General features: G+C 68.8%; 15 protein-coding genes. 9 read left to right on the top strand and 6 right to left on the bottom strand.

Annotated features, from left to right (window positions below; genetic code table 11):
• Positions 1 to 120: 120 nt before the first annotated feature.
• From AL346_RS23345 to AL346_RS23325, 5 genes are all read right to left on the bottom strand, one after another.
• Positions 121 to 993, bottom strand: a complete 873-nt coding sequence (locus AL346_RS23345) for an ABC transporter substrate-binding protein (protein ID WP_019404884.1) — start codon at positions 991 to 993, stop codon at positions 121 to 123.
• Positions 990 to 3,464 (bottom strand): TonB-dependent siderophore receptor, encoded by a 2,475-nt coding sequence (locus tag AL346_RS23340; RefSeq protein ID WP_156332929.1) that lies wholly within the window; start codon positions 3,462 to 3,464, stop codon positions 990 to 992. The genes AL346_RS23345 and AL346_RS23340 overlap by 4 nt, the downstream gene beginning before the upstream one ends.
• 122 nt (positions 3,465 to 3,586) lie before the next feature.
• The gene (locus AL346_RS23335) at positions 3,587 to 4,600 is read right to left on the bottom strand and encodes a FecR domain-containing protein (protein WP_019404882.1); all 1,014 of its coding nucleotides are present in this window, start codon (positions 4,598 to 4,600) and stop codon (positions 3,587 to 3,589) included.
• 98 nt (positions 4,601 to 4,698) lie between these two features.
• A complete protein-coding gene (locus AL346_RS23330) occupies positions 4,699 to 5,199 on the bottom strand; it encodes a sigma-70 family RNA polymerase sigma factor (protein ID WP_019404881.1) in 501 nt (166 codons plus the stop codon).
• A gap of 201 nt (positions 5,200 to 5,400) precedes the next feature.
• Positions 5,401 to 6,246, bottom strand: a complete 846-nt coding sequence (locus AL346_RS23325; RefSeq protein ID WP_019404880.1) for an SIR2 family protein — start codon at positions 6,244 to 6,246, stop codon at positions 5,401 to 5,403.
• A gap of 453 nt (positions 6,247 to 6,699) precedes the next feature.
• On the opposite strand from AL346_RS23325, the gene AL346_RS23320 reads away from it, so the two are divergent.
• The 5 genes from AL346_RS23320 to AL346_RS23300 all read left to right on the top strand — a co-directional run bounded on the left by AL346_RS23320 (position 6,700) and on the right by AL346_RS23300 (position 13,809).
• Positions 6,700 to 8,073: a calcium-binding protein gene (locus tag AL346_RS23320; protein WP_082312701.1), complete on the top strand. Its 1,374-nt coding sequence runs from the start codon at positions 6,700 to 6,702 to the stop codon at positions 8,071 to 8,073.
• Positions 8,074 to 8,370: 297 nt separating this feature from the next.
• Positions 8,371 to 10,128, top strand: a complete 1,758-nt coding sequence (locus AL346_RS23315) for a type I secretion system permease/ATPase (RefSeq protein ID WP_210289601.1) — start codon at positions 8,371 to 8,373, stop codon at positions 10,126 to 10,128.
• 19 nt (positions 10,129 to 10,147) lie between these two features.
• On the top strand, positions 10,148 to 11,551 hold the full coding sequence (locus AL346_RS23310) for an HlyD family type I secretion periplasmic adaptor subunit (RefSeq protein WP_019404876.1): 1,404 nt from the start codon (positions 10,148 to 10,150) through the stop codon (positions 11,549 to 11,551).
• A gap of 40 nt (positions 11,552 to 11,591) precedes the next feature.
• On the top strand, positions 11,592 to 12,809 hold the full coding sequence (locus tag AL346_RS23305) for a helix-turn-helix transcriptional regulator (protein WP_019404875.1): 1,218 nt from the start codon (positions 11,592 to 11,594) through the stop codon (positions 12,807 to 12,809).
• Positions 12,787 to 13,809 carry a M23 family metallopeptidase gene (locus AL346_RS23300; protein WP_019404874.1) on the top strand — a complete coding sequence of 341 codons (1,023 nt, stop codon included), beginning with the start codon at positions 12,787 to 12,789 and terminating at the stop codon, positions 13,807 to 13,809. Before AL346_RS23305 ends, AL346_RS23300 begins: the two co-directional genes overlap by 23 nt.
• A 36-nt stretch (positions 13,810 to 13,845) precedes the next feature.
• Here AL346_RS23300 and AL346_RS23295 read toward each other — a convergent pair whose 3' ends face one another.
• On the bottom strand, positions 13,846 to 14,520 hold the full coding sequence (locus AL346_RS23295; protein ID WP_050996780.1) for a TetR/AcrR family transcriptional regulator: 675 nt from the start codon (positions 14,518 to 14,520) through the stop codon (positions 13,846 to 13,848).
• 151 nt (positions 14,521 to 14,671) lie between these two features.
• Here AL346_RS23295 and AL346_RS23290 point away from each other — a divergent pair, with 151 nt between their 5' ends.
• The 4 genes from AL346_RS23290 to AL346_RS23275 all read left to right on the top strand — a co-directional run bounded on the left by AL346_RS23290 (position 14,672) and on the right by AL346_RS23275 (position 18,485).
• Positions 14,672 to 15,580, top strand: coding sequence for a shikimate dehydrogenase (locus tag AL346_RS23290; protein ID WP_245303244.1), 909 nt, complete (start codon positions 14,672 to 14,674; stop codon positions 15,578 to 15,580).
• Positions 15,581 to 15,619: 39 nt separating this feature from the next.
• Positions 15,620 to 16,606, top strand: coding sequence for a TRAP transporter substrate-binding protein DctP (dctP, locus tag AL346_RS23285; protein ID WP_019404871.1), 987 nt, complete (start codon positions 15,620 to 15,622; stop codon positions 16,604 to 16,606).
• 62 nt (positions 16,607 to 16,668) lie between these two features.
• Positions 16,669 to 17,187 (top strand): TRAP transporter small permease, encoded by a 519-nt coding sequence (locus AL346_RS23280; protein ID WP_053194188.1) that lies wholly within the window; start codon positions 16,669 to 16,671, stop codon positions 17,185 to 17,187.
• On the top strand, positions 17,184 to 18,485 hold the full coding sequence (locus tag AL346_RS23275; protein WP_019404870.1) for a TRAP transporter large permease: 1,302 nt from the start codon (positions 17,184 to 17,186) through the stop codon (positions 18,483 to 18,485). The genes AL346_RS23280 and AL346_RS23275 overlap by 4 nt, the downstream gene beginning before the upstream one ends.
• Positions 18,486 to 18,487: the final 2 nt, after the last annotated feature.

The following is an 18,487-nucleotide window of genomic DNA, read 5'->3' as shown; positions in this document are numbered from 1 at the left end:
GCCGTCGCCTCCGGTCCAGGCCCTTGCCCTTCATCCTGCCCTCTCCCCGCAGGCGGGGAGAGGGTTCCTGCGGCCGGCGTCGATCTTTCCGGCTCGGCGGCCGCATGCTCACGAGCGCGCTCAGCCATGACCGTTCTCCCCCGTGAGCGCATCGGTGAGGAGGGTGCAGAAGCGCATGGCGGCGGGCAGGGTGCCGAACATCAGGACGGGCGGCAGGCGCAGCACACGGCCGTCCCGCGCCATGGGCAGGTTGTTCCACAGGGGGCTGTCGCGGAAGGTGCGCGCCGTCTCGCGCGGCAGGGGCTCCAGGAGCACGAGCCGCGCCTCGGGCATTTCGGCGAGGGCCTCGAGGCCGACCGTGGCGAAACCCCAGGCGTTCGTCGGCCCCTGCCAGGCATTGGCGAGGCCGATGCGCGCGAGCACGGCATCGAAGAGGCCGTGACGGGCATAGATGCGCACATGCCGCCCGTCGAGGAAGGAGGCGACGATGACAGGCCGCGCGTCAGCGGAAGTCGTGAGCCGCGCCCGGGCCGACGCCATCGTTTCCTCGGCGCGGAGGGTGAGCGCCTCGGCCTCCGCCGTCCGGCCCGTGACGGCGCCTAGGCGACGGGTGGCCGCCTGCGCGACGGTATAGGGCGTGCCTTCCGGGCCGTAGATGGGCAGGGACAGCACGGGAGCGATGCGCTCGAGCAGGGGGCGGACCGTCTCGTGCTCGGCGATGGCGAGGATGAGGTCGGGCGCCAGCTGCTGCAGGATCTCGAGGTTGGGCTCGACCCTGAGGCCGACGTCCGCCGTCCCCGGCGGCAGCGCCGGGGAAACGACCCAGTCGGCATAGGTGCGCGTCTCGGGCACGCCGACGGGCGGCGCGCCGATCGCGATCAGCGTCTCGGCCAGCCCCCAGTCGAGCGCGACGATGCGCCGGGCGGGGATCGGCGCCGCCGCCGGCAGGAGCGCCAGGCCGGCGAGCGCCGCGAGGACCTGCCGCCGCCTCACCAGCGATAGCGCAGCGAGGCGATGACGCTGCGGCCCGGGCCGTAGACGCAGGAAAGGTCGCCGCCGTTGCAGATGACGTAGGTCTTGTCGAACAGGTTCTTGGCGTTGACCGCGAAGCGCCAGTTGTCCCGCTCGTAGTGCACGGCGGCGTCGACGAGCGTGAAGGCCTGGTTCTGGAAGGTATTGGCGTTGTCGGCGTAGCTAGCGCCGACATAGCGCACGCCGCCGCCGAGCCCGAGGCCCTTCAGCACGCCCTCCTGCAACGTGTAGTCGAGCCACAGCGAGGCCATGTGACGCGGGGTGACCGCCGGCGTGTTGCCGACGAGGGCCGCGTCGGTGTCCTTGCTGATCTCGGCGTCCGTATAGGTATAGCTGGCGACGAGATCGAGCCCGTCCATGAGGCTCGCCAGCGCCTCCACCTCGAGGCCGCGCGTGTGGATCTCGCCGGTCTGGACGCTGAAGAAGGGATTGAGCGGGTCCGTGGTCAGCACGTTCTGCTGCTTGAGGTCGAAGAGTGCGAGGGTGACCATCGAGCGCATGCCGGGCGGCTGGTACTTCAGGCCGACCTCGAACTGCTCGCCGGTCGTCGGCTTGTAGGCGGCGCCGAGCCGGTCGGTCCCGACGACGGGCTCGAAGGAGGTGGCATAGGCGGCATAGGGCACGAGGCCGAAGTCGAACTCGTAGCCGAGGCCGACGCGCCAGGTGAGCTCGTTGTCGTCCTGCGTGCGCGAGGAATTGGCGATGTAGTTGTTCAGCTTGCTGGTGGCCCAGTCCTGCCGCAGGCCGGCCGTGAGGATGAAGCCGCCGAACTTGATCTGGTCCTGGGCATAGAGGCCGAGCTGCGACAGCGTCTGCTCGTTGTTCTGGTAGATCGGGGGCAGCGCCACCGCCTGGCCGTAGCTGGGCTGGAACAGGTCGATCGGCGGCACGCCCGGATCATAGGTGCTGTCGGAATAGCCCTGCACCGAACGCGCGGAGAGATTGAGGTAATCGAGGCCGAAGAGCAGGGTGTGCTGCAGGGGCCCGGTCTCGAACTTGCCCTCGACCTGGTTGTCGACCGTGAAGGAGCGCAGCTTGCCGTCGACGGTGAAGGCGGCGCGGTCGAGCGTGCGCAGGTCGGCGCGCAGGCCGGCGCCGTAGAGCACGTTCTGGTCCGCCTCGAGATGACCCCAGCGCAGGTTCTGCCGCACCGTCCAGGCTTCGTTGAAGCGGTGCTCGAAGGCGTAGCCCAGCGAATAGGCGGTGCGGTCGACGCGGTCGAAGTTCGGGTCGCCGATGAAGAAGCTGCGCGCGATGCGGCCGTTGGGATTGGCGAAGCGCGTGCCGAGCGCCGGCAAGGTGCCGTAGGCGGAGGCCTCGTCGTGCTGGTAGCTGCCGAAGAGGGTGAGCGAGGTGTCGGCGCTCGGCCGCCAGGTCAGCGCCGGGGCGATGAAGCGCCGGTCGTTGCGCGTGTAGTCGACCTGCGTCTCGGAATCGCGCAGGAGGCCGGTGACGCGGTAGGACCAGATGCCGTCCTTGTCGATGGGGCCGCCGAGGTCGGCGTTGATCTGCTTGTTCGCGTAGCTGCCGCCGGAGACTTCCACCTCGTGGAAGGGGGTCGACGGCGGGCGCTTGGTGACGAGGTTGACGATGCCGCCCGGGGATGCCGCGCCGTAGAGCACGGAGGAGGGCCCCCGCAGCACATCGATGCGCTCGACACCGTAAGGGTCGTAGGCCCAACTCATCATGCCCACCGTCGGCATGCGCATGCCGTCGCGGTAGGCGCCCACGGAAGTGATCTCGAAGCCGCGCACCTTGAACTGGTCGAAGCGCGGGTCGAGGCCCCACGGCTGGGCGAGGACGCCGGGCGTGTAGCGCAGCGCTTCCGGCAGCGTCTCCGCCTTCTGCGCCTCGATGCGGTCGCGGGTGATGACGGAGATGGACTGCGGCACCTCGATGATGGGCGTATCGGTCTTGGCGCCCGTGCCGGTGCGTGTAGCGACATAGCCGTCGACCGGGCCGTAGGCCGTCTCGGCGCTGCCTTCGATATTGATGGTGTCGAGCAGGATGGAGCCGTCGGCGGTCGGCGCCGCACCACTGGCGGCACCGCGCGCCACAGTCACCGTGCCGCCGGCGATGCGGAAGCTCGCGCCGGTGTCGGCGAGCAGGCGGCGCAACGCGGCCTCGGCGCTCATGGTGCCGCGCACGGCCGGCGCGTTGAAGCCGGCCACGGCATCGGCCGCGGCGCTCACCTGCAGGCCCGCCTGGCGGCCGAAGGCGGCGAGGGCGCGTGACAGCGGCTGCGCCGGTATGTCGAACGCGCGTGCGGCGCCCGCCTGGCGCGCGTTGCTCGTCTGCCCGGCGGGTGCAGCCGTCTGCGCCATTGCCGGACCGGCGATGATCAGCGCCATCGCCGTCGCGGCAAGCCATGCCCCCTGTCCGCGCGGCCGCGCAACGCCCCGCACCTCGGCACCCGATACCCTACGCCCCATCGATCGTCTTCCTTCGCTTGCGGCCACGCCGCCGTTATTCCGCCGGCGATCGCACCAGCCCCGTGGGTCATGACGAATGGGAGCGAAGGATTTTTCAGAAGGGACGCTTTTTTCGGCAGCTTTCAGCGGCCGCCGACGAGCACGAGATAGGGCGTGATCCGGTGCACGGAGCCGCCGTAGGGCCGCACGGCGGCGCCGAGCGCCTCGACGGGCCGCGACAGGTCGTAGATGCCGGTGACGCGCTGCTCGGCGAGCGTGCCGTCGAGCGTCAGGATCAGCCCGCGGTGGTGATCGGCGAGCCTCGCCACAACATCGGCGATCATCTCGTTGTCGGCGACAAGGCGCCGCTCGCGCCAGCCGGCAACGTCCCCCGGCTCGCGCTGGCGCCGCCGTTCGCTGCCGGACGCGCGGTCGACGGCAACCTCCTCGCCAGCCGCGATCTCGCTCGCGCCACCCGGCCGGTCGAGGCGCACGCGGCCTTCGGCGACGGCAGCGCTCAGCCAGCGTGGGCCGATCTCCACCGAGAAGGCGGTGCCGACGGCCGTCACGTGAACATCCTCGGCCGCCACGACGAAGGGCCGGGCGGCATCCGGGCGCACGTCGAAGAAGGCGGCGCCGGCCAAGAGGCGGATGTGTCGCTCCTGCCCCGAGAAATCGACGTCGACGGCGCTGCGGGCGTCGAGGACGAGGCGGGAGCCGTCCGGCAGCGCGACATCCCGGATCTCGGCCGTACCGGTGGCGTAGTCCGCATCGCTCCGGCTCAGGAGCTCGTGGCCGGCGACGAGGAGGAATCCGGCGACGATCGCGGCTGCGACTGCGGCCGCCCAGCGCGGGACCGCGCGGCGGCGTGGTTGCGGGCGCTGGCCCGCGGGTGCGGCGGCGACAATCCCTTGCCGCGGGTTCGGTCTCGGGACCGCGCTGTCGAGGGGCGTCTCGCGCAAGCCGGCGAGCGCGCCGGTGAGCTGCCACGTGCGCTCGGCCCGGCGCCAGGCGCGGGCATTCTCGTCGCTCTCGGCGATCCAGGCATCGCGTGCCCGGCGCAGCGCCTGATCGGCGGGGGCATTCTCGATGGCAAGGAGCCAGTCGAGCGCCTCGTTGAGAACCGGATCTTCCCCCTTGTCGCGCGCTCCCGCCATGTCCCGTCGCTTCCTGCGGCGCCCGGCCGTCCCGGCCCTGCTTATCTCCTTAGAGACGTTCCGAGGAGGGGATTTTTTCAGGCGAAGGCCGGATTTCGCTAATCGTCGTCGCCGAGCCGGCGGGCACAATGGGCGAGCGCGTCGCGCACGAGGCGATGGGCCCCGGCGACGGAGATGCCGAGCCTGTCGGCGATGACCTGCAGCGTCAGGCCGTCGAAGCGATGCATGGTGAAGGCGCGCTGCGTCGTCTCGGGCAGTTCCGCCAGCGCTTCGGCGAGCAAGCGCAGTTCGTCGCGGTAGAGCACCTCGTCCTCGGGCGAGGGCGTGTCGGCCACGAGCGGCTCGGCGGTGCCGGCGTCCTCCCGCACCTCGGCGCCGAGGCGCCGCACCCAGTCCACGGCGAGGTTGCGCACGATGCGATAGAGATAGGCCACGGGCTGCAACACCTTTTCGTCCCGTGCGACCTGGACGAAGCGCAAATAGGCCTCCTGCACCACATCCTCCGCCCGCGCCCGGCAGCCGACGATCGGCGCGGCATAGTTGATGAGCGCCGGGCGGTGCGTGAGATAGAGGACGAGTGTGTCGGAATCGGGCCGCATGCCGCTTTTCGCCACCTCTTGCAAGTAGTGGCCCGTGTATAAACATGGTGCGCAGCGCGCTCAACGGAAATTTATTGGAACGGTTCTATGGAGTGACCTCGGTGGATTGAGTTAAAACAGTTATAAACTGCGATGGGGAATTTCTTCACGATAGCGGCCGTGGCCGCCGCGGGTTCAACCCCGTCGCATTCCCCGGCCGGATCACACCCGCTGCCGCAGCTGTTCGAGAAAGCCGGTCAGCGCCTCCTCGGGATCGGCTCCTTCCTGGCTGAGGAAGGTTATCCCCCAGCGCGCCAGCACCGCTTCCTCCACCTCGTCGCGGTGCGGCATGAAGACGAAGGATGGCGGCCGGTCGTCCTCATAGCCGGAGCGATGCCATGTCTGCCACAAGCGGTGCAGCAGCAGCCGGATGTTCATGTCGGTGAGGCTGTAGCCGATGAAGAGCACGGTCCTGCCGAGCGCATCGGACCGGAACTTCACGTCGAGGGGAGAATCGAACGACAGCCGCTCGTAATAGTCGGTTTCCGTCAGCACCAGCGAAGCGTCGTCGTCGAAATCACCATGGTACTTGACGATCTGCGTGGCGGCGTTCGCGGCCGTGCTGACGTCGCGGGCATTGGCGATCTTCACGTAGGGGCGGCCATGGGCTTCGTAGGCGACCTCGAGATTGCGATCGTAATTCGTCGTGTAGATGATGGGGAAGTCGAGTTCCACCAGCACGCGGTGCAGGCGCGAGCGGCGAACCTGCTCGGCCGTGACGCGCCAGTTGCGGTCCATCCAGCTGCGCAGCGGACCGATGCTGCCCTGCTTCAGCCGGTAATATTCGGCGAGCGTCTGGTAGCGGTCGCGTGACTGACCCGGTTCCTCCTCGTCGAGGCCGAGTTCCGCGCGCATGTGGCGGATCAGGGCGTCCCAGGAGGGCAGCCCGAGGCTCATCGACACGCCGGCGCCGACGAAGAGGATCGCGTTGCGGCGCCGGATGGCATCGGCCAGACGCTCGATCGGATCCTCCGCGGCCGACGAGCAGCGCTGACGATCGGGAGCCATTACGCGACCTCGTCAATGCTTCGCCCGGCGCGGCCGGGGGGCCGCCGCTGTCCCTCGGTCATCTCCGGACGGCCCGGGAGGCCTTGGCTCGGAGCGCTCAGATTGCTGCTTCCGGCGCCGCAACTCGCGCTCGATCACGTCGCGCGAACCCTCCGGCGGATCGGCCTGCGGCGTCCTTGTCTCGTCTGCCATCTCGTGCCTCCGGTCCGGCTGGCGGGGGTGAGTTGTTCGAACCGCCGGGACGGAATGATGTTCCCGCGAGCCCTTCTGCGCATCGCTATGCCCTTTTGTCTCCAGTTGGGGATTGTGTCCTGTTCCGGTGCTCGCTAGCCTCCCCAAGCTCTGCACGGCGCGAACCCCTCGGATCGGGGCCTGACACGCGTAAGCAGTCAATGCACATCAAGAAGAACCGCGCGCTCATCGCAGGCTCGTCCTGAACGATGGAGTATCACCATGGCTGTTATCGTTGGAACGCTTGGAAACGACAACGGCATCGACAATCCTATTCTCATCGGGACAGCTTTGGCCGATACGATCAGCGGCCTCTCCGGTGATGATGTCCTGTTGGGCCTCGCTGGCGACGACATCCTGAACGGCGGCCCGGGCGATGACCTGCTCGACGGCGGCGACGGCAACGACACGCTCAACGGCGGTGCCGGCAATGACGTGATCGATGGCGGCGCCGGTGACGACATCGCCTTCGGAGGCGCCGGCGACGACTGGATCGACGGTGGCGACGGCAACGATGTTCTCAGCGGCGGGGCAGGCGCGGATACGATCTTCGGCGGCGCGGGCACCGACACGCTGAACGGCGGCGCCGGCGACGACTGGCTGGACGGCGGCGATGACAACGACGTCCTCAACGGCGGTGCCGGCAACGATACGCTGTGGGGCGGGGCCGGTGACGACACACTGAATGGCGGTGCTGGCGACGACGTCATGGATGGCGGCGACGGCAACGACCTGCTGAACGGCGGGCTCGGTGACGACACGCTCAGCGGCGGCGCCGGTGACGACACGCTCAATGGCGGCAACGACAACGACACGCTGGACGGCGGCGACGGCAATGACGTGCTCAACGGCGGCAACGGTGACGACACGCTCGACGGTGGCGCCGGGGACGACACGCTGGACGGTGGAGCCGGCAATGACGCCCTCAGCGGCGGCGACGGCAACGACACCATGAACGGCGGCGACGGCAGCGATCTCATGGATGGCGGCGCCGGTAACGACACCATGTTCGGGGATGCCGGTGACGACGTGATGGACGGCGGCGACGGCGACGACACGATGAGTGGCGGCGACGGTGATGACGAGCTCAACGGCGGGGCCGGTGTCGACGTACTCAATGGCGATGCGGGTGACGACACGCTCATCGGCGGTGACGGCGCCGACACGATAAACGGCGGCGACGGGGCGGATGACCTCGCCGGCGGCGCGGGCAACGACGAGCTCTACGGCGAGGCCGGCGACGACACCCTCGACGGCGGCAACGGCGCCGACTTCCTCGACGGCGGTGAAGGCGACGACACGCTGACCGGCGGAGCCGGGACCGACACCTTCAGCTTCGGCGACGATACCGACACCGGGTTCGGCGACGACGAGGTGACGGACATGAGCTTCGCCGATGGGGATGAAGTGGTCGTCGACGCTCCGGACGATTTCGACCCGGAGACCGTGGTCGTCACCGACGACGGCACCAACACGACGCTCGACTTCGGCTTCGGTAGCATCCAGCTCGATGGCGTGACCGGGGGTGCCACGCCCTATACCTCGATCGCCGACATCAACGACGATGCGGGCTACACCGCCATATCGATCGTCTGACCGGCGGCGGCCAACGGCCACGAGGAGCGGCGGCTCGCGCTGCCGCTCCTTTTTTGCTGCCAGGCCGCTGCGGGATCATTTCCCGCCGGCGACGCGTGGACGCTTTTTCATCCCCAATTGGGGATTTTTATCCGAGGCGCTCTTCCGTAACCTCGGCAGGTATCAAGACGGCGGTGGACGGGGCGGCGGAGGGTGTTTTTCTCCGAAACCCCGGAGGGGTGGCCGGTACGCAGAGCGCGGCGGCGGTGGGGCTGTCGGTCGCGAAGGACGTCTATGCTGTCCGCTGTCGGAGGGCGCATGCCGCGAGTATCGGCAAGGCTGGCGACTGGCAAGGACCGCCCGGAGAGCCTGGTGTCGCTGCTCGGCGCGATACCGGGCCGCGGCGTCTTCGTCTGGGTTGTCGTCTTCAGCGTCGCGATCAACACGCTCCTTCTGATCCTGCCCCTCTTCGCGATCCTGGTCTTCGACAGGGTGCTCACCAGCGGCAGCATCGAGACGCTCGTCGCCCTGACGGCGCTCGCCTTCGGCGCCCTGGGCTTCGGCGCGGCCTTCGACGTGCTGCGCGACCGCCTTCTCGGTCGCCTGGCGGTGCGGTTCGAGCAGCATGTCGCCCCGCTCGTGCTGAAGGCCTCCATCGCCGATCCGGCGCGGAGAACCGAGGGCGGCATCCACGACATCGTGCGGGTGCGCGAGCTCAGGGGCCTCCTGTCGAGCGGCACGATCCCGATGCTGATCGATGCCCCCTTCCTGCCCGGGTTCATCGTCGTGCTCTACCTGATCCACCCCTACTATGGTCACATCGCGCTCGGCGGCGCCGCGATCCTCGCGGTCCTCGCGGTCGTCAGCCAGCGCATCGCACGGGCGGAAAGGGAGGGCGCCGCCGCCGCGGCAGGCCGGGCGCAAGGCACCCTCGACGGCATGATCCGGCATGCGCATCTCATCCGGGTGATGGGCTGGAGGACCGGGGCGGTCCGCGAATTCCTCCGCCTCAACGACGAGGCGCTGGCGCCGGTCGTCAGGGCGAGCGAGCGGGTCGCGGCCGTCGCCTCCATCGCCCGCATGCTCAGGATGGCGCTGCAGGTCGCCGCCATTGCCGTCGGCGCATGGCTCGTGCTGCAGAACGAGGCGCTGCCCGGCAGCATGATCGCCTCCTCGATCATCATCAGCCGCACGCTCGCCCCGATGGAACATCTGGTGGCGGCCTGGCGGCCCCTGATGGCGGCGCGCGATGCCTGGACGCATGTCCGGGCCGCCATCGCCGCCGTTCTCGCCGAGCGGCGCAAGACCCTGCTGCCGCCCCCCTCCGGGGCAATCGACGTGCAGGGCCTCGTCTTCCGCACCGGCGAGGCCCGGCGCCCGATCCTCGCCGGCGTCACCTTCGCCTGCCCGCCGGCGAGCGTCGTCGTCGTCATCGGGCCGACGGGGGCGGGCAAGTCCACGCTGCTGCGCATGATCGCGGGTCTCGCCCGGCCGACGACCGGCATCATCCGGCTCGACGGGGCCTCGCTCGACAACTGGGACGCGGACCAGCTCGGGCGATATGTCGGATACCTGCCCCAGGAGGCCGAGCTGATGGGCGGCACGGTCGCCGAGGCGATCGCCGGCTTCGACGAGAATGCGACGGATGACGACGTGGTCAGGGCGGCCCTGCTCGCCAACGCCCACGACATGATCCTGTCCCTGCCGCGCGGCTACCAGACCGAGATCGGCCGCGACGGCAGCAAGCTGTCCGGCGGCCAGCGCCAGCGCATCGGGCTGGCGCGGGCGTTCTTCGGCGACAGGCGCCTCGTCCTGCTCGACGAACCCAACTCGAACCTCGACCACGATGGCGAGGAGGCGCTCTGCGACGCGATCCGGGAGGCCAGGATCCGCGGCGCCACCGTGCTCGTCGCCTCGCACCGGCCGCGGCTGCTGACCGTTGCCGACTTCATCCTGTTCCTGCGCGACGGCGCCCAGGTCGCCTTCGGCGTGCCGGGCGAGGTGATGCCGCGGTCCATGGCGAGACCCGCTTCCGTCCGGCCCATGAAGCCGGCGCACAGCGGGGTCGGTCCGTGATCGCCGGGAGGAAGCGCTGATGCATCCGGAGCGCGACGGTTCCGACGGACGATGGACGCCGACGCTGGTCGGCGAGAGACGGCCGACGCTGGCAGGCGAGGTCGTGGGCATCCGGCCGGCGGTCGCCCTCGACCAGCCCCGCTCGGAGACACGTCGCCTCGTCGCCTGGGGCTGCGTGCTGTGCATCCTGCTGTTCGGCGGCTTCGGCGCCTGGAGTGCCACCGTGCCCCTGAGCAGCGCCGTCATCGCCCCCGGCGTCGTCAAGGTTCTGTCGAAACGGCGTCCGGTGCAGCACCTGCAGGGCGGCATCGTCAAGGAGGTCCTCGTGCACGAGGGCGACCAGGTGGAGCGCGGCCAGCTCGTCGCAAGGCTCGACACGACGCAGATCGAGGCCAATCTCGGCGTGCTCGAGACCAAGCTCTTCGCCGATCTGGCGATGGAGGCCCGGCTCGCGGCCGAGGGGGCGGGCGCGGGCATGATTTCCTTCCCCGAGGAGCTCAACGCCGCGGCCGCGCGCCCCGAGGCGCAGGCGGCCATCCAGGCCCAGCTCGCCGAGTTCGCGGCGCGGGCGGCTTCGCTCGAGGGGCAGCGCAAGGTGCTCGACGAGCAGGTGCGCCAGCTCGAGGACGCGATCCGCGGCCTCGAGACGAGTTCGGACGGGCTGCGGCAGCAGCTCGATTATCTGCGGGACGAGATCAAGGATTCGGAGGTGCTGCTCGCCAAGGGCCTCGCCAGGAAACCGCGCGTCCTGGCCCTGAGGCGCGCCGAGGTGGAAGCTTCGACACAGATCCAGGCGAATGCCGCGTCGATCGCCCAGTCCAGGAGCAAGATCGCCGAGGTGAACGAGAGGCGCCGCCAGCTGCTCTACGACTGGCTTGAGAACATCGCCAAGCAGCGTCACATTGTGCGGGAGGAGATCGCCGATGTGAGGCACCGCATTGCGGCCGCGCGCGACATGCTCGTTCAAAGCGAACTCAGGGCGCCCGAGAGTGGCATCGTCGTCGGTCTCAACACCAGGGACCTGAACGCGACGCTCGGTCCGCGCGAGACGCTTCTCGACATCGTGCCGGTGGCCGACCGCCTCAGCGTCGAGGGCGAGGTGCGCCCGGCCGACCGCGACGAGGTGAGCGTGGGGCAGCACGCCCGCATCCGCATCCTCGCCTTCAACTCCCGGCGTGCGCCGATGCTCACCGGGGCGGTGACGACCGTATCGGCCGACGCGCTGCTCGAGCCGAAGTCGGGCATCCTGTTCTACAAGGTGGAGGTGGAGCTCCACGCCGGCCCCGATGCCACGCCCTATCTCGGCCAGCTGCAGCCGGGCATGCCGGTCGAGGTGTTCATCGAGACGGGGCAGAGGACGTTCGTGGACTATCTTCTGACACCGCTGATGCTGCGCGTCGAGCGCGCTTTCAGGGAAAGTTGAACGGTTCTTTGGGGGGCCCAGGTAGCGTCGGAGGGCGCCCATGCGCGAAGCAGCGAATGAATCCGGAGGCCAGAACGGAAGCGATTTCATCCTCTACAGGGCCGAATTGCTCCTCGACGAGACGTCCGGGGCCCGTCGGACAGGCCGTCAGCCGCTGTCGAGCGAGATCGTTCGGATGACACGCGCCTCGGCCGAGGTCTTCGGCCGGGCCATTCTCGATCTGCTCGGTTGCGAGCGCTGCTGCGTGGCCATGGTGGCCCGGGCGGCGGGTTTCGTGATCGACGTGGTCGAACTCGGACCGGCCGCCGGCAATCCCGCCGCCGTCGAGGCCATGACGCAGCTCGCCCTCGGGGAAGACCCCGACGGCGCCGCGATCCGCCTCGTCGGCCCGGAGAATGCCCCGGCGGTCGCTGCCCTCGGCCGCCCTCCCGCCGGCCAGCTGCGGGGGCTCGCGGGAAGCGTGCGGGCGGAAGACGGCATCGATCTCGTCTTTCTCGCCGGCTGGCATCCGGCGCCACTCTCGTCGCTCGAACTCGACCGCATCGCCCGCGCCGTGCGCGCCATCTGGACGGCTGCGCGACATGCGCCGCCGAGCAGGCAAGAGGGCAGCGTGGGTGCCTTCCTCAACGAACTGATCTTCCCGGCCTTCATCGTCGACGGGGGCTTGCGCCTCCTCAAGACCAACGACGCCGGACGGGACTATCTGCTCAAGGGCGGCCCGCTGCAGCTCAGCGCCGGGGTGCTCACCGGCGCGAACGACTCGGTGACGCGGCAGCTGCAGCAGGCGCTCGGCGAGGCCGCGGCGGCGCAGCCCGAGCGCATGCCGCCGACGATGGTCGTTCCCCTGTCGACCGAGCGGGGCGCTTTCGCCTTCGCCTGGATCGGCCCGGCTTGGATGGAGGACGAGGCTGACCGCTTCCTGCTCGTCGTTCCCCAGGTCGATCCAGCCGCAGGCGCCAAGCGCATCGCATCGGCCTTCGGTCTCAAATGGGCGGAGGAGCGGATCGTGGCCTGCGTGCTGTGCGGCCAGCCGCCTTCGCGGATGGGCAGCGTCCTCGGCCTCACCGAGGCGACCGTCAGAACCTACACGAAACGCATCATGCTCAAGCTCGGCATCAATCGACAGGTCGAGTTCTTTCTGCTCTACATCCTCACCATGTCGCCCTTCAGGCGGGGAGCCCGGGAACCTGCCCGCGCCCCGGAAGGAAGCCTTTCCGCGACCGGAGGCACAGGCGATGAGCGACCGCACGACGCGTAACCCGCGGACCCTCGTCGCGGCGGCGCTGCTGGTTTTCGGGTGGACGGCCGGTGCCGTCGCCGCCGACCGCCCTGTCTTCCAGCTGCCCATCGCCTGCGACATCGGCCGCGACTGCTTCATCCAGACCTATGTCGATGCCGACCCATCTCCCTCCGCCCGTGACTACATGTGCGGCACCCGCGCGCAGGACGGTCACAACGGCACCGATTTCCGCCTGCCGAGCATGGCCGCGCAGCGCGCCGGCGTTGACGTGCTCGCCGCTGCCGACGGACGCGTCCTGCGGCAGCGCGACGGCATGGCCGACGTGCTGGTCGCGGGCAGCGACCATTCGGCCGTGCAGAACACGGAATGCGGCAACGGCCTCGTCATCGACCACGGCGGGGGGTGGGAGACGCAATATTGCCACCTCGCCAAGGGGAGCCTGCGGCTGAAGCCGGGCGAGATGGTGAAGGCGGGGCAGCCGGTCGGGCGCGTCGGCCTTTCCGGCCTCAGCCAGTATCCGCACGTCCATTTCACGGTGCGCCATGGCGGCCGGATCATCGATCCCTTCGCCCACGATGCCCCGCCCGGTTCCTGCGGCGCGGGCGCGAGCCTGTGGGCGCCGGCACTGCAGCCGGGCCTCGCCTATCGACCGCGCGCGATCATCAACCACGGATTTGCCTCGAGCCCGGTGACGATGCAGATGGTCGAGGAAGCCGGCGCCGGGCAGGCCCCGGACGGCGCCGATGCCGCCGCGCTCGTGGCCTATATCCGCGCGATCGGCCTTCAGGCCGGCGACATCCAGCTTCTGACCGTCAAGGACCCATCCGGGCGCGTCATCGCCGAAAACCGGGCGAAGCCGATGGAGCGCAACCAGGCGCAGACGCTGCTCTATTCCGGCAGGAAACGGCCCCAGGACGGGTGGCGGCCGGGGCTCTACCAGGCGAGCTACCGCGTGACGCGCGACGGCGCCGTGGTGCTTGAGCAGGATTTTTCAGTGGAGCTGCGCGAGCAGCCCTGAAACCTGCCGGCGATGCCCGGCCGCGGCCGGCGAGCGTCAGGACATCTTGTTCTTGAGCATGAAGCGCAGGATCAGCTCGACCACGTGCCGGCGCATGGTCTCCTGGCCTTCGGAACCGTAGAGCCGGCCGCCGAAGATCCGCGAGAAGGTCGCGCGGTTGGACACATTGAAGAAGCTGAGCGCGCTGATCTGCCAGTGCAGCTCCAGCGGCTCGACGTCATCGCGGAACAGCCCGGCCTCGCGCCCGCGACGGCAGATCGTCTCGAGCTTCTCGATGGCGCCGGCGTTCAGGCGCCCGATGAGGTCCGAGCGCTCGAGATAGGCGCCGTGATGGATGTTCTCGATCATCACCAGCCGGATGAAGTCGGGGTTGCGGCTGTGGTGGTCGAAGGTGAACTCGACGAGCCGCGTAAGCGCCTCGACCGGCGGCAGATGGTCGAGATCGAGCTTGCGCTCCCCTTCACGGACCTTCCGGTAGGCCTCCTCCAGCACGCGGCGGTAGAGACCCTCCTTGTCGCCGAAATAGTAGTAGATCATGCGCTTGGAGGTGCGGGTCTTGGCGGCGATCTCGTCGATGCGCGCGCCTGACAGGCCGTTGTCGGCAAATTCCGACATGGCGACCGCGAGGATGTTCGACTGCACGCCGGCGGGGTCCTGCTTCCAGCCGCCGCGGCCGATGGCCTTCTCCGTGTCCACTCCTGGCTCGTCCATCGCTTAAATCGCCCCCGCGTCCGCTCCGTCCTACTATATGAATTATCCGGATTGTTCAAAGTGCTTGCCAGAATTAACCAGGTGGTTCAAAGTCGGTCCCATGGACATGGAGCGCTGGACGGACAGCGCTCCGGCAGGGGAGGCGATCGTCTTGGACGGAACGGCAATCACGGCCGAAGCCCCGGCGGCACGGGAGCGATCCCGCCGCGGCGTACTGGTGGGTCTGCTCGGCCGCGGCATCCAGCTGTCCCGGACGCCGGCCATGCACGAGGCCGAGGGGCGCGAGCAGGGGCTCGCCTATGTCTATCGCCTGCTCGACACCGAGTTGATGGGCGATCCCGCTCCGCCGATCGCCGAGATCATCCGCTTCGCCGAGTTCTTCGGCTTCTCCGGCTTCAACGTCACCTTTCCCTACAAGCAGGAGATCTTGCCGCTGCTCGACGAGCTGTCGCAGGCGGCGCGCCAGGTCGGCGCGGTCAACACCGTCGTGTTCAGGGACGGGCGGCGCTTCGGGCACAACACGGATGTCTGGGGCTTCCGCGAGAGCTTCCGCGCGGGCATGGCCGGCGCCGCATGCGATCACGTGCTGCTGCTCGGAGCGGGAGGAGCCGGCGCGGCCGTGGCGCATGCGCTGCTCGACTGCGGCGTCAGCCGGCTCGCCATTGCCGACGTCGAACCAGACAGGGCGGGGGCGCTCGTCCGCAACCTCGCCGCCAGTTTCGGCGCCGGCCGCGCGGAGATCGTCGACGACGTGCGCAAGGCCGCGAAGGCGGCGCAGGGGATCGTCAATGCCACTCCGGTCGGCATGGCGAAACTGCCGGGCATGCCGATTGCGGCCGACTGCATCGAGGCGCGCCACTGGGTCGCCGACGTCGTCTATTTCCCGCTCGAGACGGAGCTGCTGCGCGAGGCGCGCCGCAAGGGCTGCCGGACGCTCTCGGGCGAAGGCATGGCGGTCTTCCAAGCCGTGCGTGCCTTCGAGCTGTTCACGGGCATCGCGCCCGACGCCAACCGGATGAAGGCCGCCTTCGCGGCATTCACGCACGAGCCTGCCGGATAGCAGGCCAGTTTCGAGAAGAAAGAACAGGGAGGAATTCAAATGAAATTACATGCCACACGCCGCCAGTTCCTCGTCGGGAGCAGCATTCTCGCAGCCTCCTCGGCCGTCCCGGCGCTCGCGCAGGACAAGCCGAAGCTGCGCTTCTCGGCCGTCTTTTCCGAGCAGGACATCCGCGCCGAGATGATGAAGAAGTTCGCCGACGCGATTGCCGGCGACTTCAACTTCGAGGGCTATTACGGCGGCAACCTGTTCAAGCAGGGCACCGAGCTCGTGGCGCTGCAGCGTGGCAACCTCGAGATGGGCAATATCGCGCCTCAGGACATCTCCAACCAGATCCCCGCCTGGTCGATCCTGACCGCCGGCTACCTCTTCCGCGACGCCGCGCATCTCAAGGCCTTCTTCGCCAGCGATGCCGGCGCCGAGATGAAGAAGATGACCGAGGACCAGCTCGGCGTGAAGGTGCTGGGCCCGACCTATTTCGGCGTGCGCCAGGTCGGCCTCAGGGTCGACAAGGAGATCAAGACGCCGGCCGACATGGCGGGCATCAAGCTGCGCATGCCCGGCGGCGACGCCTGGCAGTTCCTGGGCCGCGCGCTCGGCGCCAACCCGACGCCGATGGCCTATGCCGAGGTCTATACGGGCCTGCAGACCGGCGCCATCGACGGCCAGGACAATCCGCTGCCGAACGTGGAGAACATGAAGTTCTACGAGGTGATGAAGCAGATCGTGCTGACCTCACACCTCGTCGGCTTCGATCTCCTGACCGTGTCCAAGAAGGTCTGGGACGGGATGGATGCCGACAGGCAGGCGCGCTTCCAGGCGGCGGCGGACGCGGCGATCGACTTCTCGACCGAGAAGCACCTCGCCCGCGAAACCGAGCTCGCCGAACGGTTCAAGGCGGCCGGGCTGAAGATCTACGAGCCCGACGTCGAGGCCTTCCGCAGCCATGTGCAGCAGCAGTATCTTGCGTCGGACCTCGCGGCGAGCTGGCCCGCGGGCATGGTCGACAAGATCAACGCCCTCTGAGAACGTCACGCGGCGTACCGCCGCCCGCGAGGGCCGGCGGTACGTCCACGGGAGACAAGCCGATGCGGCACGGTGCGCGGCTCCTGGCGGGCTGGCTCTATCGACGCGGCGAGAACCTCGTCGTCGTCATGATCGGCGTGATGTTCGCCGCCTTTCTGCTCCAGGTGATCTTTCGCTATCTCCTGCAATGGCCGACCGGCTGGAGCAACGAACTCACCGTGGTCCTCTGGATCTGGGTCGTCCTGTTCGGGGCCGCCTTCGTGGTGCGCGAGGAGGAGGAGATCCGGTTCGACCTCATCTACGGCGCGGTCCGCCCCCGCGTGCGCCGCGTGATGACGGTGATCGCGGCGGCCGCGCTCCTCGTGCTCTACGGCGGCTCGCTTCCCGCCGTCTACGACTACGTGACCTTCATGAAGGTGCAGAAGACCGCCTATCTGAAGATCCGTTTCGACTGGCTGTTCTCGATCTATGTCATCTTCGTCGTCGCCGTCCTCGCCCGCTACCTGTGGCTCGGCTGGCATGCTCTCACGGGTCGGGAGCCGGACGAAACCGATCCCGCCAAGGCGAGCCCCACCACATGATCGTCATCGACCCGTTCTGGCTGGCGCTGGTCTCCATCTGCGCGCTGGCACTCATCGGCCTGCCGATCGGCCACGCGATGATCGCATCCTCGATCCTCTATCTGTGGCTCGCCGGGCTCGACATGGGCACCGCGGCAGAGCAGATCCTCAACGGCCTCTATACCGGATACCTCCTGCTCGCCGTGCCCATGTTCATCCTCGCCGCCGAGATCATGAACGCGGGGACGATGACGCAGCGGCTGCTCCATTTCTGCAATGCCGTCGTCGGCCGCTTCCGCGGCGGCCTCGCACAGGTCAACGTGTTGCAGTCCCTCATCTTTGCGGGCATGTCCGGCTCGGCGATCGCCGATGCGGCCGGCACGGGCAAGATGATGCAGCAGCTCATGACGAAGGACGGCAGGTATCCTGCGAGCTATGCCGCCGCGCTGACGGCGGCCACGGCCGTGATCGCGCCGATCATCCCGCCCTCCATTCCGCTCGTCATCTACGCGCTCGTCTCGGACGCCTCGGTCGGCTTCCTGTTCCTCGCGGGGATCACGCCGGGGGTGATGCTGGCGCTCGCCCAGATGTCGATCGTGGCCATCGATGCCCGCCGCAAGAACTTCCCCGTGGAAAAACCCGTTCCGCTGCGCCTGCTGCCGGGCCTCACCCTGCGGGCCCTGCCGGCACTCATGCTGCCGGTGGTCCTGCTCGTCGGCATCAGGGGCGGCGTGATGACGCCGACAGAGGCGGCTGCCGTGGCGGCGGGCTATGCGCTCCTCATCTCCATCGTCATCTACCGGAGCGTCACGCCCGGGCAGCTCTATCGCGCGCTCCTCAGCAGCGGGCGCACCACCGCCTCGATCGGCATGCTGCTGGCCGGCGCGATGGTGTTCAACTACGTCGTCACCGTCGAGAACATCCCGCAATCGCTGTCTGCCCTGCTGCTCGGCTGGAATCTCACGCCGACGCAGTTCCTCCTCCTCGTCAACGTGCTCCTCCTCCTCCTGGGCTGCGTGCTCGAGGGCACCACGATCCTGCTCGTCATCGTGCCGGTGCTGATCCCCACGGCGCGGGCCCTCGGCATCGACATGGTGCATTTCGGCGTGGTGGTCGTCCTCAACATCATGCTCGGGCTGATCACGCCGCCCTACGGGCTGCTGCTCTTCATCATGACCCGCATCGCCGAGGTGCCGCTGCGCGACATCGTCCTCAACGTCCTGCCTTTCCTGTTCGCCATGCTCGGCGCGCTCGCCATCGTCACGCTGGTGCCGGGCACCGTTCTGTGGCTGCCGCGCCTGCTCGGATACGGGGGATGACC

The organism is Chelatococcus sp. CO-6 (assembly GCF_001271345.1).
GTDB lineage: Bacteria > Pseudomonadota > Alphaproteobacteria > Rhizobiales > Beijerinckiaceae > Chelatococcus_A > Chelatococcus_A caeni.
This window is presented reverse-complemented; position numbering and strand designations above follow the sequence as displayed.

Bases quoted from the DNA above. Each gene is read 5' to 3' on its own strand.
- AL346_RS23340 (WP_156332929.1), bottom strand. From the start codon at position 3,464: ATGGGGCGTAGGGTATCGGGTGCCGAGGTGCGGGGCGTTGCGCGGCCG.
- AL346_RS23335 (WP_019404882.1), bottom strand. From the start codon at position 4,600: ATGGCGGGAGCGCGCGACAAGGGGGAAGATCCGGTTCTCAACGAGGCG.
- AL346_RS23330 (WP_019404881.1), bottom strand. From the start codon at position 5,199: ATGCGGCCCGATTCCGACACACTCGTCCTCTATCTCACGCACCGCCCG.
- AL346_RS23325 (WP_019404880.1), bottom strand. From the start codon at position 6,246: ATGGCTCCCGATCGTCAGCGCTGCTCGTCGGCCGCGGAGGATCCGATC.
- AL346_RS23320 (WP_082312701.1), top strand. From the start codon at position 6,700: ATGGCTGTTATCGTTGGAACGCTTGGAAACGACAACGGCATCGACAAT.
- AL346_RS23315 (WP_210289601.1), top strand. From the start codon at position 8,371: ATGCCGCGAGTATCGGCAAGGCTGGCGACTGGCAAGGACCGCCCGGAG.
- AL346_RS23310 (WP_019404876.1), top strand. From the start codon at position 10,148: ATGCATCCGGAGCGCGACGGTTCCGACGGACGATGGACGCCGACGCTG.
- AL346_RS23305 (WP_019404875.1), top strand. From the start codon at position 11,592: ATGCGCGAAGCAGCGAATGAATCCGGAGGCCAGAACGGAAGCGATTTC.
- AL346_RS23300 (WP_019404874.1), top strand. From the start codon at position 12,787: ATGAGCGACCGCACGACGCGTAACCCGCGGACCCTCGTCGCGGCGGCG.
- AL346_RS23295 (WP_050996780.1), bottom strand. From the start codon at position 14,520: ATGGACGAGCCAGGAGTGGACACGGAGAAGGCCATCGGCCGCGGCGGC.
- dctP (WP_019404871.1), top strand. From the start codon at position 15,620: ATGAAATTACATGCCACACGCCGCCAGTTCCTCGTCGGGAGCAGCATT.
- AL346_RS23280 (WP_053194188.1), top strand. From the start codon at position 16,669: ATGCGGCACGGTGCGCGGCTCCTGGCGGGCTGGCTCTATCGACGCGGC.
- AL346_RS23275 (WP_019404870.1), top strand. From the start codon at position 17,184: ATGATCGTCATCGACCCGTTCTGGCTGGCGCTGGTCTCCATCTGCGCG.